Source organism: Pseudomonas sp. NPDC090201, from assembly GCF_044746825.1.
Classification (GTDB): domain Bacteria; phylum Pseudomonadota; class Gammaproteobacteria; order Pseudomonadales; family Pseudomonadaceae; genus Aquipseudomonas; species Aquipseudomonas putida_AD.
The window spans coordinates 110979-127176 of record NZ_JBIVCX010000002.1; the positions used below are offsets into that span (position 1 = coordinate 110979).

The window sequence follows — 16198 nt, forward strand, 5'->3', positions numbered from 1 at the left end:
GCGCTTACTGGACCTGCTTGACGCGCAGTTCCTTGGGCATCGAGAAGGTGATGTTCTCTTCGCGCCCTGCCAGCTCGTCAGCGCCCGTGGCACCCCAAGCTTGCAGTTGCTGAATCACGCCGCGCACCAGCACCTCAGGTGCGGAAGCCCCTGCGGTGATGCCGATCCGCTCGACGCCGTCGAACCAGCTGCGTTGCATGTCTTCGGCGCCATCGATCAGGTAGGCCGGGGTCGCCATGCGCTCGGCCAGCTCGCGCAGGCGGTTGGAGTTGGAGCTGTTGGGGCTGCCGACCACCAGCACCACGTCGCACTCGTCAGCCAGCTGTTTCACGGCATCCTGACGGTTTTGCGTGGCGTAGCAGATGTCGTCCTTGCGCGGCCCGCCGATGGCCGGGAAACGAGAACGCAGGGCGTCGATCACGCGGCTGGTGTCGTCCATGGACAGCGTGGTCTGGGTCACGAAGGCGAGCTTCTCGGGGTTTTGCACCTTGAGGTTGGCAACGTCTTCTTCATCCTCGACCAGATAGATCGCGCCGCCATTGCTGGCGTCGTACTGGCCCATGGTGCCTTCGACTTCCGGGTGGCCTTCATGGCCGATCAGGATGCATTCGCGACCATCGCGGCTGTAACGGGCAACCTCGATGTGAACCTTGGTGACCAGTGGGCAAGTGGCGTCGAAGACTTTCAGGCCACGGCCTGCCGCTTCGCTGCGCACGGCCTGGGACACTCCGTGGGCGCTGAAAATGACGATGACGTCGTCCGGCACCTGGTCGAGCTCTTCGACGAAGATCGCGCCACGGCTGCGCAGGTCTTCGACGACGAATTTGTTATGAACCACTTCATGGCGCACGTAGATCGGCGGGCCAAACACTTCCAGCGCGCGATTGACGATTTCGATCGCACGGTCCACCCCGGCGCAGAAGCCACGTGGGTTGGCGAGTTTGATATGCATGATGTGCCTCGTGTCTACGCGCAATGAAACATAAAAACGAAAAGGCCCCGAGCCATGTCGGGGCCACAGACTACCTGATCGCTCAGAGAGCCTTCACCTCGAAGATTTCCACTTCGAAGGTCAACGTCTTGCCCGACAGCGGATGGTTGAAGTCGACGGTCACCTGATCGTCGTCAAACGCCTTCACCACGCCCGGCAGCTCGGTATTGGCCGCATCGTTGAAGATCACCAGCAGGCCTTCGGCCAGTTCCATGTTCTGGAACTGCGAACGCGGCATGATCTGCACGTTCTGCGGGTTGGGCTGGCCAAAAGCGTTCTCTGGCGGGACCTGCAGGGTGCGCTTGTCGCCGGCCTTGAAGCCGAACAGCAGGGCTTCGAAGCCCGGCAACAGGCTACCGTCACCCACCTTGAACGTGGCCGGGGCCTTGTCGAAGGTGCTGTCTACAGTGTCGCCGTTTTCCAGATGCAAAGCGAAGTGCAGGGTAACTTCCGTGTTCTGACCGATGCGGACTTCTTCAATAGCGTGTTCAGTCATGAACGGGTTCTCCGGTTTTCTTGCTCTTGAACATGTCCAGGGCAAGCATGATCGCGCCTACAGTGATGGCACTGTCGGCAAAGTTGAAGGCCGGGAAGTACCAGCGGTTATCCCAGTGCACCAATACGAAATCGATGACGTGACCGATTGCAATGCGGTCGTACAGATTGCCCAGCGCGCCGCCCAGCACCAGGGCCAGGGCGACGGCCAGCCAGGTCTCGTTGCGCCCCAGACGCTTGAGCCAGACCACCAGCACCGCACTGACCACCACGGCGATCAGGGCGAACAGCCAGCGCTGCCAGCCGGAGCTGTCAGCCAGGAAGCTGAAGGCAGCGCCGGTGTTGTAGGCCAGCGTCCAGCTGAAATAGCTGGGGATGACCACGATCTGTTGGTACAGGCTCAGCGAGTTCTCGAAGTAGTACTTGCTGGCCTGATCGATGATCAGCACCAGCACGCTCAACCACAGCCAGCTCAAACGGCCCATACGGCCAGCCGACGCATTAGGCATAGTGACGAACCTCGCCCGCACCGCTGATGTTATCGACGCAACGACCGCAGATTTCCGGATGCTCGGCGTGCACGCCTACGTCCTCGCGGAAGTGCCAGCAACGGCCGCACTTGGCGTAGCCGGACTTGACCACCTTGAGTTTCAGGCCTGCCACCTCGGTGACCACGGCATCGGCCGGGGCATCGACGAACGGCGCCACGCTGGCCTTGGAAGTGATCAGCACGAAGCGCAACTCGTCGCCCAGCTTGTTCAGGTCCAGGGTCAGGTCGCTTTCGGCGTACAGGGTCACTTCGGCTTGCAGGTTGCCACCGATGGCTTTCGCCGCGCGCTGGTTTTCCAGTTCCTTGTTGACCGAGGTCTTGACCGCCATGATCCGCTCCCAGTAGGCGCGGTCCAGCTCGAAGCCTTCCGGCAGCTCGCTCAGGCCTTCGTACCAGGTGTTGAGCATGACTGACTCGTTGCGCTCGCCCGGCATGAACTGCCACAGCTCGTCGGCGGTGAAGGCCAGGATCGGGGCGATCCAGCGCACCAGCGCTTCGGAGATGTGGAACAGCGCGGTCTGGCACGAACGGCGGGCCTTGCTGTTGGCCGCGGTGGTGTACTGGCGGTCCTTGATGATGTCCAGGTAGAAGCCGCCCAGCTCCTGCACACAGAAGTTGTGCACCTTGGAGTAGACGTTCCAGAAACGGTATTCGCCGTAATGCTCTTCCAGCTCGCGCTGCAGCAGCAAGGCGCGATCCACCGCCCAACGGTCCAGTGCCAGCATTTCGTCAGCAGGCAGGATGTCAGTGGCCGGGTTGAAGCCGCTCAGGTTGGAGAGCAGGAAACGCGCGGTGTTGCGGATACGGCGGTAGGCGTCGGCGCTGCGCTGCAGGATGGTCTCGGAGACGGCCATCTCGCCCGAGTAGTCGGTGGCCGAAACCCACAGGCGCATGATGTCGGCGCCCAGGGTGTCGTTGACCTTCTGCGGCGCGATGACGTTGCCCAGCGACTTGGACATCTTGCGGCCGTTCTCGTCCACGGTGAAGCCGTGGGTCAGCAGCTCGCGGTACGGCGCATGGCCATCGATCGCGCTGCCAGTCAGCAACGAGGAGTGGAACCAGCCGCGGTGCTGGTCCGAACCTTCCAGGTACAGGTCGGCGCGCGGGCCGCTCTCGTGGCCCATCGGGTGGGAACCGCGCAGCACGTGCCAGTGGGTGGTGCCCGAGTCGAACCAGACGTCCAGGGTGTCGGAGATCTTGTCGTACTGCGCTGCTTCATCGCCCAGCAGTTCGGCGGCGTCCATCTTGAACCAGGCTTCGATGCCTTCGTTCTCGACACGCTTGGCGACTTCTTCCATCAGCTCGACGGTGCGCGGGTGCAGCTCGCCGGTTGCCTTGTCCAGGAAGAACGGGATCGGCACGCCCCAGTTGCGCTGACGGGAGATGCACCAGTCAGGACGGTTGGCGATCATCGAGTGCAGGCGCGCCTGGCCCCAGGCCGGTACGAATTTGGTGTCCTCGATGGCCTTGACCGCGGTTTCGCGCAGGGTGGCGCCCGAGGCCGCCTGGCGGTCCATGCCCACGAACCACTGCGCGGTGGCGCGGTAGATCAGTGGAGTCTTGTGGCGCCAGCAGTGCATGTAGCTGTGGGAAATGGTTTCGGTGTGCAACAGCGCGCCGACTTCCTGCAGCTTCTCGACGATGGCCGGGTTGGCCTTCCAGATGAACTGGCCGCCGAAGAACTCCAGCGACTGCGCATAGACGCCGTTGCTCTGCACCGGGGTCAGGATGTCGTCGTTGACCATGCCGTAGCGTTTGCAGGTCGCGAAGTCGTCCTCGCCATAGGCAGGCGCGGAGTGAACCACACCGGTGCCCGCGCCCAGTTCGACGTACTCGGCCAGATACACTGGCGACAGGCGCTCGTAGAACGGGTGGCTGAAGTTGACCAGCTCAAGGGCCGCACCCGGCGCAGTGGCGATCACAGAACCTTCGAGGTTCCAGCGCTTGAGGCAGGATTCGACCAGCTCTTCGGCCAGCACCAGCAGGCGCTCGCCGGTGTCGACCAGCGCGTATTTGAACTCAGGGTGAACGTTGAGCGCCTGGTTGGCCGGGATGGTCCACGGGGTGGTGGTCCAGATCACGATGGCAGCAGGCTTGGCCAGGCTCGGCAGGCCGAAGGCGGCGGCGAGCTTGTCGGCATCGGCCACCGGGAAGGCGACGTCGATGGTCGAGGATTTCTTGTCCTGGTACTCGACTTCCGCTTCAGCCAGGGCCGAGCCGCAGTCGAAGCACCAGTTCACAGGCTTGAGGCCCTTGAACACGAAGCCATTCTTGACCATTTCGGCAAGCGCACGGATTTCCCCCGCTTCGTTGGCGAAGTCCATGGTGCGGTACGGGTTGGCCCAGTCACCCAGGACGCCCAAGCGAATGAACTCGGCCTTCTGGCCCTCGATCTGCTCGGCGGCGTAGGCGCGGCACAGCTCGCGGGTCTTGTCGGCAGGCAGGTTCTTGCCGTGGGTGACCTCGACCTTGTGCTCGATCGGCAGGCCGTGGCAGTCCCAGCCCGGAACATAAGGCGCGTCGAAGCCCGAGAGGGTCTTGGAGCGCACGATCATGTCCTTGAGAATCTTGTTGACCGCATGACCGATGTGGATATTGCCGTTGGCGTACGGAGGACCGTCGTGCAGGACGAACTTTGGACGATCCTTGCCAATTTCGCGCAGCTTCTGGTACAGGCCAATGCTGTCCCAGCGCTGCAGAGTTTGCGGCTCGCGCTGGGGCAGGCCGGCCTTCATCGGGAAGGCGGTGTCCGGAAGATTAAGCGTGGCTTTGTAGTCGGTCATTTCAGGCTCTAAATTAGCGGTTGACCATGCCCCAATGGGCACGGGCGGCAGCGACATCCGCATCGATCGCCGTCTTGAGCGCCTCCAGGGAGGCAAAACGCTGCTCATCGCGCAGCTTTTGGTGGAAGACCACCGTCAAACGCCGGCCATAGATATCACCGGCAAAATCCAGAAGATGTATTTCAAGGTGCGGGCGTCCATCCCCCGCCACGGTCGGCCGCACGCCGATGTTGGCGACACCCGGCCAGACCTTGCCGTCGATCTCGGCGCTGACCAGGTAGACACCGGTCAGGGGCACGCGACGACGCTTGAGCTGCACGTTGGCAGTGGGCGTGCCCAACTGTCGCGCCAGCTTCTGACCGTGCAGCACACGGCCGGATATCTCGAACGGACGGCCCAGCAGATGCTCGGCCAGGGTGAAGTCTGCGGCGGCCAGGGCATTTCGCACCTTGGTGCTGCTGACGCGCACGCCGTCGATTTCGACGGTCTGTGCGGCTTCCACGGTGAAGCCTTTTTCGGCGCCGACCTTTTGCAGGAAGTCGAAATCGCCGATCCGGTCACAGCCGAAACGGAAATCGTCGCCGACCTCCAGATGCTTCACGCCCAGACCGTCGACCAGTACGGTGTCGACGAACTCGGCGGCGGAGAGCTTGCTCAGGCGCTGGTTGAACGCCAGGCACAGCACCAGATCGACGCCCTCGCCCGCCAGCAGATCCAGCTTGTCGCGCAGGCGCGCCAGACGTGCTGGAGCCGTCTCGGGGGCAAAGAACTCGCGCGGTTGCGGCTCGAAAATCACCACGCAACTGGGCAGGCCCAGCTCGACGGCACGCTCACGCAGACGCGCCAGGATAGCCTGGTGGCCACGGTGAACCCCGTCGAAGTTGCCAATGGTGGCGACGCAGCCCCGATGCTGGGGGCGCAGGTTGTGAAGACCTCGAACCAGCTGCATAACGCGCTTCTTGCTCATAAAGTGGCCGATTATAACCACACACCGCCCTCAACGACAGGCGACACACCCAGGCAAAACGCAACAATCGACGTTAACCGGCATAAACCGACGACTGATCCTACAGGATCGCCTTGCGGGCGAAGTCTTTCAGGCGGAAGCCCAGCAACAGCAACATGCCGAAATACGCAACGACACCGGCGATCACCAACCCGCCCAGACGAAGGAAGCGGTCGAGCATCTGGCCATCCGACCAGGCCGGCATGACATGCATCAGGCCCAGCAACACCGCGGACATCACCGACACGGCAACCAGCAGCTTGATGAGAAACACCGGCCAGCCCGGCTGCGGCTGGAACAGGTCCTGCTTGCGCAACTGCCAGAACAGCAGCAGGCCATTGAGGCAGGCCCCCATGCTGATCGCCAGCGCCAGGCCCGCGTGGGCCAGGTGGATGCCGAACACGAACAGCACGTTGAACGCCTGAGTCACCACCAGGGTGAAGATGGCGATCTTCACCGGGGTGCGGATGTTCTGCTGCGCGTAGAAGCCGGGCGCGAGCACCTTGACCACAATGATACCCAACAGCCCCACCGCGTAACCAATCAATGCACGCTGGGTCATGAGCGCGTCATGGCCGTCGAACTTGCCGTACTGGAACAACGAAACGGTCAACGGCTCGGCCAGAAGCCCCAGCGCCAGCGTACAGGGCAGCACCAGCACGAAACACAACCGCAGCCCCCAATCGAGAATGCGCGAATATTCGTGGCGGTCCTTGTTGGCGTAGGTTTTCGACAGGATCGGCAGCAGGATCGTCCCCAGCGCGACACCCAGCACACCGGAGGGCAATTCCATCAGGCGGTCGGCGTAGTACATCCAGGACACCGAGCCTGCCACCAGAAAGGAGGCAAAGATGGTGTTGATGATCAGCGAAATCTGGCTAACCGACACGCCGAGCATGGCCGGCAGCATCTGCTTCATCACCCGCCACACACCGGTGTCGCGAAGATTGAGGCGTGGCAGGACCAGCATGCCGATCTTCTTCAAATGCGGCAGTTGATAGAGCAATTGCAGCAGACCGCCCGCCAGCACCGCCCAGCCCAGGGCCATGACCGGCGGATGGAAGTACGGCGTGAGAAACAGCGCGAACACGATCATCGACAGGTTGAGCAGGGTCGGCACGAAGGCCGGCACCGAGAAGCGGTTCCAGGTGTTGAGGATCGCCCCCGCCAGCGATGACAGCGAGATCAGCAATATATAAGGAAAGGTGACGCGCAGCAGGTCGGAGGTCAGCTGGAATTTTTCCGGCGTGTCGGCAAAGCCCGGCGCGGTGGCCCAGATCACCCACGGCGCGAAGACGATCCCCAGTACCGTGACCAGCGCCAGGGCCAGCGTCAGCAGGCCGGTGACATAAGCGACAAAGGTGCGGGTGGCTTCTTCGCCCTGCTGGCTTTTATATTCGGCCAGGATCGGCACGAAGGCCTGGGAGAAGGCGCCCTCGGCGAAAATCCGGCGCAGCAGGTTGGGCAGCTTGAATGCGATGAAGAAGGCATCCGTTGCCATTCCAGCCCCGAATGCCCGGGCGATGATCGTGTCGCGGATAAAACCCAGGACCCGAGAAAGCATCGTGATAGAGCTTACGGCGGCAAGCGATTTGAGTAGATTCATCTAAAGTGTGTGCGCCCGACCAAAGGATGCGCGTAAGCGCTGTCCATTTATGCGATACTCCGCGCCGCAAAACAGCACTGAGCCAAAACCCGCGAGTTTACAGGTCGTACGCCGGAAAGAAATAACCCTGGCATCACACGGCGACCACTCAGCGGAACGCATCATCCGCCCTTGACAAGCATCAAACTCATCGGCATGATTCGCGGCCTATTTTGTTAGCTATTTCCCAAGTCTTTCGAGGAGCTCGACGGTGGCCAACTCACCTTCCGCCAAAAAACGTGCAAAACAGGCTGAGAAGCGTCGCAGCCACAACGCCAGCCTGCGTTCCATGGTTCGTACCTACATCAAGAACGTAGTTAAGGCCATCGACGCTAAAGACGCTGCTAAAGCGCAAGCCGCTTATGTTCTGGCTGTGCCAGTTATCGACCGTATGGCCGATAAAGGCATCATCCACAAGAACAAGGCCGCTCGTCATAAGAGCCGCCTGAACGGTCACGTCAAGGCTCTGAACCAAGCTGCAGCCTAAGCGACCGCTTATTAAAAAACCGACCTCAGGGTCGGTTTTTTATTGCCCGCGATTTGATGTCACCACCCGCCCCGTAGCAGTCCGGCTTGCCGGCGTCATGGATTTGAAACCGCTGACGCCGGCAAGCCGGACTGCTACGAGAGCGAGGCACGTTGCAACAGACGATGGCACGTTGCAACAAATGTAGGAGCGCGCTTGCCCGCGACAAACCCAAAGGGCATCAGAGTAACCATTCCCAAGCCAATCACGGAGCCGGCGCAGGCGCCCAAGGCAAGATCGGAATCGCCGTCACCGCATTCTGCGGGCTACCCTCGATCACACGGTCGCTGTACACCAGATACACCAGAGTATTGCGCTTCTTGTCCAAGAAACGCACCACCTGCATGGTCTTGAACACCAGCGAGGTGCGCTCCTTGAACACTTCGTCGCCGTCCTTCAACTCACCCTTGAAGTGAATCGGCCCGACCTGGCGGCAGGCAATGGACGCCTCGGCACGGTCTTCCGCCAGACCCAGCCCACCCTTGAGGCCGCCCGTCTTGGCCCGGGACAGGTAGCAGGTCACGCCATCGACCTTGGGATCATCGAACGCCTCGACCACGATCCGGTCATTGGGGCCGACGAACTTGAACACCGTCGACACCTGGCCAATCTCTTCGGCCGACGCCAGCAAAGGCAGCATCAGCAGCGCGCCCACTATCCCTTTCACGATTCGCATTGCAGCTTCCTTATATGAAGGATCAGACCAGAATCAGGTTGTCGCGGTGCACAAGCTCGGGCTCGGCCATGTAGCCCAACTCCTTGACGATGGCATCGGAGGGCTGACCGATGATCTTCTGCGCTTCAAGGGCACTGTAGTTGCTCAGGCCCCGAGCGATCTCGCGACCGTCCGCAGCCACGCACACCACCATCTCGCCGCGACGGAAACTGCCCTGGACCACTTTCACACCCACAGGCAGCAGGCTCTTGTTGCTTTCGGTCAGCGCCTTGACCGCGCCGTCATCCAGCACCAGGGTGCCGCGCGTCTGCAGATGCCCTGCCAGCCATTGCTTGCGCGCCGCCAGCATGCCGCGCTCAGGCGACAGCAGCGTGCCCAGCCGCTCACCGGCCTTGAGGCGTGCCAGCACGCGCTCGATACGACCACCGACGATCACCGTGTGAGCACCCGAACGGGCCGCCAGACGCGCCGCACGCAGCTTGGTCTGCATGCCGCCGCGCCCCAGCGCACCACCGGTACCGCCTGCCACGGCGTCGAGCGCAGGATCATCGGCACGGGCTTCGTAGATAAGCTGCGCCTCGGGATTGTTGCGCGGATCGGCGTCGAACATGCCGTCGCGGTCCGTCAGGATCACCAGCAAGTCCGCCTCGACCAGGTTGGCCACCAGCGCCGCCAGGGTGTCGTTGTCGCCGAAACGGATTTCGTCAGTGACCACCGTGTCGTTTTCGTTGATGACCGGCACTACGCCCAGCTCAACCAGCGTGCGCAGCGTACTGCGGGCATTGAGGTAGCGCTTGCGGTCGGACAGGTCGTCGTGGGTCAGCAGGATCTGCGCGGTGTGCCGGTCATGCTCGGCAAAACTCGACTCCCAGGCCTGCACCAGGCCCATCTGGCCAATCGCCGCCGCTGCCTGAAGCTCATGCATGGCACTCGGTCGTACAGCCCAGCCCAGGCGACTCATACCGGCGGCCACCGCACCGGAAGAAACCAGAACCAGTTCGACGCCCGCTTCATGCAGCGCCACCATCTGCTCGACCCAAACACCCATCGCGTTGCGATCAAGACCCTTGCCGTCCGCCGTCAGCAGCGCACTTCCGATCTTCACAACCCAACGCTGGGCACCTGTCACCTTGCTCCGCATGATCTTTCAACCTTAAGCCAGAAAGTACAAATCCAAGATACTAAAACGCCGCTCTGGGAGCGGCGCTGTAGTTTACTTCACTCGATCACTCACGGACGTAAATGATTTCCGGACCATCTTCATCGTCCACGTCATCTTCATCCCAATCATCGTCATCGCCGATGTCATGCACGCTCTTCACGCCGCTGCGACGCAGGGCACGGGCATCGTCCAGCGCCTGCAACTGGGCACGGGCTTCGTCTTCGATGCGCTGATCCAGCTCAGCCAGTTCTTCGGCGTAGGCCGGGTCATTGGCCAGGCGATCGGCACGGTCTTCCAGGTAACGCATGATGTCGTGGCTGATGCGCTCGGTACCCAGCTTGGAAATCGCCGAGATCATGTAGACCGGACCTTCCCAGTTCAGGCGCTCGATAATCCGCTGCTTGATCGCTTCATGCTCTTCTTCCGGCAGCATGTCGCACTTGTTCAGGACCAGCCAGCGATCGCGATCCGTCAGCGCCGGGCTGAACTTGAGCAGCTCGTTGACGATCACTTCGGCGGCATCGGCCGGATCGCTTTCGTCCAGTGGCGCCATGTCCACGAGGTGCAGCAACAGACGGGTACGCGCCAAGTGCTTGAGGAAGCGAATGCCCAGGCCCGCGCCGTCGGATGCGCCTTCGATCAGGCCGGGAATGTCGGCGATGACAAAGCTCTTCCAGCGGTCGACGCTGACTACGCCCAGGTTTGGCACCAGCGTGGTGAACGGATAGTCCGCAACCTTTGGCTTGGCGGCCGAAACCGAACGGATGAAGGTGCTTTTGCCCGCGTTCGGCAGACCCAGCAGACCAACGTCGGCCAGCACTTTCATTTCGAGCTTCAGGTCACGCTGCTCGCCCGGCTTGCCTGGCGTAGTCTGGCGCGGCGCGCGGTTGGTACTGGATTTGAAACGGGTGTTGCCCAGACCGTGCCAACCACCCTGCACCACCATCAGGCGCTGACCGGCTTTGGTCAGGTCACCGATGATTTCCTGGGTGCTGGCGTCGATCACCGTGGTACCGACCGGTACGCGCAGCACCAGGTCTTCACCCTTGCGGCCGGTGCAATCGGTGCTACCACCGTTGGAACCGCGCTCGGCATCGAAGTGGCGGGTGTAGCGGTAGTCGACCAGGGTGTTGAGGTTTTCGTCGGCGACCATGTAGATCGAGCCGCCATCACCACCGTCACCGCCGTTAGGACCACCGTTTTCGATGAATTTTTCGCGACGGAAGCTCATGCAACCGTTGCCGCCGTCACCGGCCTTCACCCGAATGGATACTTCATCAACAAATTTCATAACGCACGCCTCCCGTCACAAAGACGAGCAAACAACATAAATTCATAAGGCTCTTGCAAAGATGAGCGTTGCGATACCGATCAGAAACCAGCGCCTCACACCACAACGGCCCACACAAACAGCTTTGCAAGAGACTCACCAGAGCGCAAATTCTCGGCTCTCTACAAACGAAAAAGCCCTGTCGCGAGACAGGGCTTGATCTGCTAACGCAAGATTATGCCGCGACTTCAGTCTTTGGCACGATGCTTACATAGCGACGACCGAAGGCGCCTTTAACCTGGAACTTGATCACGCCTTCGACTTTAGCGAACAGGGTGTGATCCTTGCCCATGCCAACGCCGTAGCCAGCGTGGAATTGGGTGCCGCGCTGACGCACGATGATGTTGCCCGGAACGATTACCTGGCCGCCATACATCTTCACGCCAAGGCGTTTGGCTTCTGAGTCGCGACCGTTACGGGTACTACCACCAGCTTTTTTGTGTGCCATGAGTTCAATACTCCTATTAGGGTATCAGGCTGAAAAATCAGGCCTGGATACCGGTGATTTTGATCTCGGTGAACCACTGGCGGTGGCCCATACGCTTCATGTGGTGCTTACGACGGCGGAACTTGATGATGCGGACTTTATCGTGACGACCTTGGGAGATCACTTCAGCCACAACGGTTGCGCCGGCGACAACTGGAGCACCGATGTTGACGTCGTCACCGTTGGCAACCAACAGAACGCGGTCAAAAGTAACGGTTTCGCCGGTGGCGACTTCCAGTTTTTCAATTTTCAGGTATTCACCTGGGGCGACTTTGTACTGCTTGCCACCAGTAACGATTACTGCGTACGACATGGTATATCTCCGAAAATCCTGCTCACCCAGCTCTTTATAAGAAGAGTATCGGCTGGCATGGCTGCATGGGGCTGGAAAGGCCGGTCATGCAATTGCGTAAGGCAGGTGCTGCCCAGGAAAGTTAGGGTGCGCGATTGTACGCAAGCGGCGAACGCCTTGCAAGGGGCCTTACGTCACGCCTTGACAGGGTGGGGCCTGCCACCTAGCATGCCGCGCAACCCTTATGGAGCACGCCTTGCAGATGCAACCTCAAGCCTTCTATCGCGCTGTGGCTGACGACTTTACAGCCGTCGACCACATTATCAAGAAGCAGCTGACGTCGCGCGTGCCGCTGGTCTCCAAAATCGGCGACTACATCACCTCCGCCGGTGGCAAACGCCTGCGTCCCCTGCTCGTGCTGCTGTGCGGCAAGGCACTGGGCCATGGCGGCGACGATCTGCGCCTGCTGGCGGCGACCATCGAATTTTTGCACACCGCGACCCTGCTGCACGACGACGTCGTCGACATGTCCGGCATGCGCCGTGGCCGCTCGACCGCCAACGCCATGTGGGGCAATGCGCCAAGCGTGCTGGTCGGTGACTTCCTCTACTCGCGCTCCTTCGAGATGATGGTCGAGCTGGGCTCGATGCCGGTCATGAGGATCCTCTCCAAGGCCACTCGCGTGATTGCCGAAGGCGAAGTGCTGCAGCTGTCCAAGGTGCGCGACGCCAGCACCACCGAAGAAACCTACATGGAAGTGATTCGCGGCAAGACAGCCATGCTGTTCGAAGCCTCGACCCACAGCGCCGCCGCCCTGGCCCAGGCCAACGATGTGCAGAGCGAAGCCCTGCGCACCTTTGGCGATCACCTGGGTATCGCGTTCCAGCTGGTCGACGATCTGCTGGACTACCGCGGCGACGCCGAGACCATGGGCAAGAACATCGGTGACGACCTGGCAGAAGGCAAACCGACCCTGCCGCTGATCTACACCATGCGTGAAGGCACGGCCGAACAGGCTGCGCTGGTACGCAAGGCGATTCAGAAAGGCGGTCTGGAAGATCTGGAAAGCATCCGCGAGGCGGTCGAGCAGTCTGGTTCGCTGGACTACACCGCCAAGCTGGCCCGCGACTACGCTGCCCGCGCCATCGCCTGCCTGGACGCCCTGCCAGCCAGTGAATACCGCGACGCGCTGATCGAACTGAGCGAGTTCGCAGTGGCCCGCACGCACTGACAGGCGCCCTGCCCGACCGAAAAGCCCGTCCATGTGACGGGCTTTTTTGTGCCTGCTCCGCTAACTCATCGCCCCGTAGCAGCACGGCTTGCCGGCGGGAGCGGTGGATCAGTGACAAATGCGTGTCTGACACACCGCCCCCGCCGGCAAGCCGTGCTGCTACGGGACCGCGTCACCACTGCATCAAAATGCGAATTAATCTCAAATAGATCCTTGCTATTCTTCAGATAAGAATTATTCTCATTGAAAGCCTTTCAAGGAGAACGAACATGACTTACCTGATCGATGCGTGGCTGGATCGCCCACACCCTTACCTGCGCATCCTGCACCGTGAAACCGGTGAGGTCTGTGCCGTGCTGGAAGAAGACGCTCTGGATGAATTGCGCGACCAGGGTGACCTGGACGTCCACAGCCTCAGCTCATCGGAGCCGGGTGTGCAAAAGGAGATGGTGCGCAGCCTGTTTCTGTTCTGCTATGCCCGAGCATTGCGCCCGGCCTGCGTAGAGCAGCTACAAGTTGCAAGCTTCAAGCCTCAAGCTGTTCGTCACTGACTGAACGCTTAGCGCCAGTCAGCAAAGAGCCGCTTTGACTTGCAGCTTGCAACTTGCCGCTTAAAGCTGCTTTACAGTACGTCGAGCAGCTCTACGTCGAACACCAGCACGCTGTGCGGCGGGATGCTGCCAACGCCTTGTGCGCCGTAGGCCAGTTCGCTAGGAACGTGCAGGCGCCATTTGCTGCCGGCCTTCATCAGTTGCAGGGCTTCGGTCCAGCCGGCGATCACGCCGCCGACCGGGAATTCGGCAGGCTCGCCACGATCGTAGGAGCTGTCGAACACGGTGCCGTCGATCAGCATGCCGTGGTAGTGGGTGCGCACGTTGCTTTCGCGGCTTGGCTGAGCGCCTTCGCCGGAAGTGATCACTTCGTACTGCAGGCCCGAGGCCAGAGTAGTCACGCCTTCGCGCTTGGCGTTTTCAGCCAGGTACTCTTTGCCAGCACCGGCAGCGGCTTCGGCCTTGGCGGCAGCTTCTGCCTGCATGATTTCACGGATGACTTTGAAGCTTGCAGCCATTTCTTCCTGGCTGACGCGGCTCGGGACACCACCGAACGCATCGGTCAGGCCGGCGAGGATGGCATCCAGGCTGACACCCGGTGGCGGGTTGTCGCGCAGTTGGTCGCCCAGCTGACGACCAATGCCGTAGCTGACGCGGGTTTCGTCGGTGGACAGATTGACTTCGGACATGGTGCTGCTCCGTTGAAGGGCACCCGCAGGCGCCCTGAACTAAAAGGCCGAGCAGCCTAGCACAAGCTGAAAACCGAGGTAATGACTACCAAGCCGAACGAATCGACATCGGCACCCGCACGGTCTGCTCTTCGTCATCACGGATGCCGCACATCTCGTCGTGCACCACGGCGTGAACCAGATTGAACGGCATCGGGGTGATCGCGTGCAGCACATCCCGGGCGTGCTCGACCGAGCGCAAGTGCAAGGTCTTGCCGTGGGCATCGTTCAAGGGGTGCGCCGCGCCGTGCATCCGCGCTTCGAGCAGATAAATTCCGCCTTCCATGGAGATCAGATTCAGCTCGTCGATATGCCCTGCGCTGGCGTGGGCGGTGAGTTCCTGCAGATTCATGAGAGGACCCTCGTCGATCTCGGACTTCTGTGAGCGAACTACAAGTTTCGCCCAGTCTGGCCGCAGATCAAGGGGCCGGCGGTGCCGCTGGTCATTTTTTGCCCAAACGACCATCCCCTGTAGGAGCGCGCTTGCCCGCGACCGCGGTCGGCCAGTCATGAAGATGTGACAAGTAGAACGCAATCGCGGGCAAGCGCGCTCCTACAGGGGCAAGCTGACTCAATGCTTGGTCAGCTTGTCCAGATAGCCCATCGCGAACGCCGATACCACGAAGGTCATGTGAATGATCACGTACCACATCAGGTATTGCGGCTCGATGTTCTTGGCGTCCATGAACACCCGCAGCAGGTGGATCGACGAAATCGCAACGATGGACGCCGCGACCTTCATCTTCAACGAAGAAGAGTCCATCTTGCCCAGCCAGCTGAGCTTCTCCTTGCCCTCGTCGATGTTCAGTTCCGAGACGAAGTTTTCGTAGCCGGAGATCATCACCATCACCAGCAGGCCGCCCACCAGCGCCATGTCGATCAGCGACAGCAGCACCAGGATCAGGTCAGATTCGGCCAGCGCGAACACGTTGGGGATGACGTGGAAGATTTCCTGAAAGAACTTCAGCGCCAGCGCCAGCAGGCCCAGCGACAAACCAATGTAAATCGGCGCCAGCAACCAGCGCGACGCGTACATGGCATTTTCGATAAAACGTTCCATTGAAACTCACAGTTGATTGAAAGCCCGCGAGTATAGGGCGAAGGCCGTGACACACAAGCGCTCGCGACAAGACTTGAAACAATTAACTTGAGAGGAAGGCTGATGCAGTACTCGACGAATTCCACGCTACAGCCCTGCCGTGCAGGAATAACAGACGTGGCCTTCGTCGAGGCAAGTTGTCAGTGGGCGGGAGAGGTTCGCTGGTTGTGAGTCGAGCCGTTGATCCGTCGCAGCTCGCCTTGCAGGTGCAGGCTCCAGATCGGTATCTCTTCTGCGGTCTGGTAACCATGCAGCGCAAGGCTTTCTGCAATCGCATCAAGCACCGACTCGGCAGCGACCGGACCGTGAAACGGGCCTTGGGCTTTTAACGCGGAAGGCTGCTCCCCGGACATCCCGGCGGCAAACAACAGTGTCCACATACCGTTGTCACCAGACAGAGGGCGAATCACACATTCGATACGGGTCACCAGACCCAGGCATTGGCGAGTAAGACAGAGGCTGCGCGGCATGGCGAGCTCCTCATTGATTGCAGTATTCATTTCCTTGAACAGGCCAGGAAACGCGTCAGTCCTTTTGACAACTGCTGTAACGCGACAATAACGAACAAATACCCTCAAGGAAAAGAGTGAAAACAAAAAAGGGCGCCGAATGGTCATTTGGCCATCAGGCGCCCTGTTTAGTTGAC

Annotated in this window: 18 protein-coding genes; 3 read left to right on the forward strand and 15 right to left on the reverse strand. The window is 60.7% G+C overall.

What is annotated here, in order from left to right; translation table 11 throughout:
• Nucleotides 1–4: 4 nt before the first annotated feature.
• From ispH to murJ, 6 genes are all read right to left on the reverse strand, one after another.
• Nucleotides 5–952: a 4-hydroxy-3-methylbut-2-enyl diphosphate reductase gene (gene ispH, locus ACIPOO_RS06815; RefSeq protein WP_400605357.1), complete on the reverse strand. Its 948-nt coding sequence runs from the start codon at nucleotides 950–952 to the stop codon at nucleotides 5–7.
• A gap of 82 nt (nucleotides 953–1034) precedes the next feature.
• Nucleotides 1035–1487: an FKBP-type peptidyl-prolyl cis-trans isomerase gene (gene fkpB, locus ACIPOO_RS06820; RefSeq protein WP_400605359.1), complete on the reverse strand. Its 453-nt coding sequence runs from the start codon at nucleotides 1485–1487 to the stop codon at nucleotides 1035–1037.
• Nucleotides 1480–1995, reverse strand: coding sequence for a signal peptidase II (gene lspA, locus ACIPOO_RS06825; RefSeq protein WP_274133664.1), 516 nt, complete (start codon nucleotides 1993–1995; stop codon nucleotides 1480–1482). The genes fkpB and lspA overlap by 8 nt, the downstream gene beginning before the upstream one ends.
• Nucleotides 1988–4819 (reverse strand): isoleucine--tRNA ligase, encoded by a 2832-nt coding sequence (gene ileS, locus ACIPOO_RS06830; protein WP_400605361.1) that lies wholly within the window; start codon nucleotides 4817–4819, stop codon nucleotides 1988–1990. Before ileS ends, lspA begins: the two co-directional genes overlap by 8 nt.
• A 13-nt stretch (nucleotides 4820–4832) precedes the next feature.
• Nucleotides 4833–5768 (reverse strand): bifunctional riboflavin kinase/FAD synthetase, encoded by a 936-nt coding sequence (gene ribF / locus ACIPOO_RS06835; RefSeq protein ID WP_274133666.1) that lies wholly within the window; start codon nucleotides 5766–5768, stop codon nucleotides 4833–4835.
• A gap of 118 nt (nucleotides 5769–5886) precedes the next feature.
• Nucleotides 5887–7431, reverse strand: coding sequence for a murein biosynthesis integral membrane protein MurJ (gene murJ / locus ACIPOO_RS06840; RefSeq protein WP_400605364.1), 1545 nt, complete (start codon nucleotides 7429–7431; stop codon nucleotides 5887–5889).
• Nucleotides 7432–7681: 250 nt separating this feature from the next.
• Between murJ and rpsT the strand changes: the two genes are divergently transcribed.
• Nucleotides 7682–7957: a 30S ribosomal protein S20 gene (gene rpsT / locus ACIPOO_RS06845; RefSeq protein WP_108237862.1), complete on the forward strand. Its 276-nt coding sequence runs from the start codon at nucleotides 7682–7684 to the stop codon at nucleotides 7955–7957.
• A gap of 244 nt (nucleotides 7958–8201) precedes the next feature.
• Here rpsT and ACIPOO_RS06850 read toward each other — a convergent pair whose 3' ends face one another.
• The 5 genes from ACIPOO_RS06850 to rplU form a co-directional block, all read right to left on the reverse strand.
• Nucleotides 8202–8672 carry a CreA family protein gene (locus tag ACIPOO_RS06850; protein WP_274133668.1) on the reverse strand — a complete coding sequence of 157 codons (471 nt, stop codon included), beginning with the start codon at nucleotides 8670–8672 and terminating at the stop codon, nucleotides 8202–8204.
• A 22-nt stretch (nucleotides 8673–8694) separates the two neighbouring features.
• Nucleotides 8695–9813 carry a glutamate 5-kinase gene (proB, locus tag ACIPOO_RS06855; protein ID WP_400605367.1) on the reverse strand — a complete coding sequence of 373 codons (1119 nt, stop codon included), beginning with the start codon at nucleotides 9811–9813 and terminating at the stop codon, nucleotides 8695–8697.
• An 85-nt stretch (nucleotides 9814–9898) separates the two neighbouring features.
• Entirely contained in the window at nucleotides 9899–11125 is a 1227-nt protein-coding gene (cgtA, locus tag ACIPOO_RS06860) for an Obg family GTPase CgtA (protein ID WP_400605369.1), read from the reverse strand.
• A 214-nt stretch (nucleotides 11126–11339) separates the two neighbouring features.
• Nucleotides 11340–11612: a 50S ribosomal protein L27 gene (gene rpmA / locus ACIPOO_RS06865; protein WP_037015434.1), complete on the reverse strand. Its 273-nt coding sequence runs from the start codon at nucleotides 11610–11612 to the stop codon at nucleotides 11340–11342.
• Between the two features lie 37 nt (nucleotides 11613–11649).
• Nucleotides 11650–11964 carry a 50S ribosomal protein L21 gene (rplU, locus tag ACIPOO_RS06870; RefSeq protein ID WP_093464734.1) on the reverse strand — a complete coding sequence of 105 codons (315 nt, stop codon included), beginning with the start codon at nucleotides 11962–11964 and terminating at the stop codon, nucleotides 11650–11652.
• Between the two features lie 241 nt (nucleotides 11965–12205).
• Here rplU and ACIPOO_RS06875 point away from each other — a divergent pair, with 241 nt between their 5' ends.
• Both ACIPOO_RS06875 and ACIPOO_RS06880 read left to right on the forward strand, forming a co-directional pair.
• Nucleotides 12206–13174 (forward strand): polyprenyl synthetase family protein, encoded by a 969-nt coding sequence (locus tag ACIPOO_RS06875; RefSeq protein WP_400606323.1) that lies wholly within the window; start codon nucleotides 12206–12208, stop codon nucleotides 13172–13174.
• Nucleotides 13175–13443: 269 nt separating this feature from the next.
• Entirely contained in the window at nucleotides 13444–13725 is a 282-nt protein-coding gene (locus ACIPOO_RS06880) for a hypothetical protein (protein WP_274134134.1), read from the forward strand.
• 71 nt (nucleotides 13726–13796) lie between these two features.
• Here ACIPOO_RS06880 and ACIPOO_RS06885 read toward each other — a convergent pair whose 3' ends face one another.
• The 4 genes from ACIPOO_RS06885 to ACIPOO_RS06900 form a co-directional block, all read right to left on the reverse strand.
• Nucleotides 13797–14414, reverse strand: coding sequence for an FKBP-type peptidyl-prolyl cis-trans isomerase (locus ACIPOO_RS06885; protein WP_274134133.1), 618 nt, complete (start codon nucleotides 14412–14414; stop codon nucleotides 13797–13799).
• Nucleotides 14415–14499: 85 nt separating this feature from the next.
• Nucleotides 14500–14805 (reverse strand): DUF6482 family protein, encoded by a 306-nt coding sequence (locus ACIPOO_RS06890; protein WP_274134132.1) that lies wholly within the window; start codon nucleotides 14803–14805, stop codon nucleotides 14500–14502.
• Nucleotides 14806–15024: 219 nt separating this feature from the next.
• A complete protein-coding gene (locus ACIPOO_RS06895; RefSeq protein ID WP_400605373.1) occupies nucleotides 15025–15513 on the reverse strand; it encodes a TIGR00645 family protein in 489 nt (162 codons plus the stop codon).
• Nucleotides 15514–15692: 179 nt separating this feature from the next.
• Complete coding sequence (locus tag ACIPOO_RS06900; protein WP_274134130.1) at nucleotides 15693–16022, reverse strand: hypothetical protein; 330 nt, start codon at nucleotides 16020–16022, stop codon at nucleotides 15693–15695.
• Nucleotides 16023–16198 lie beyond the last annotated feature (176 nt).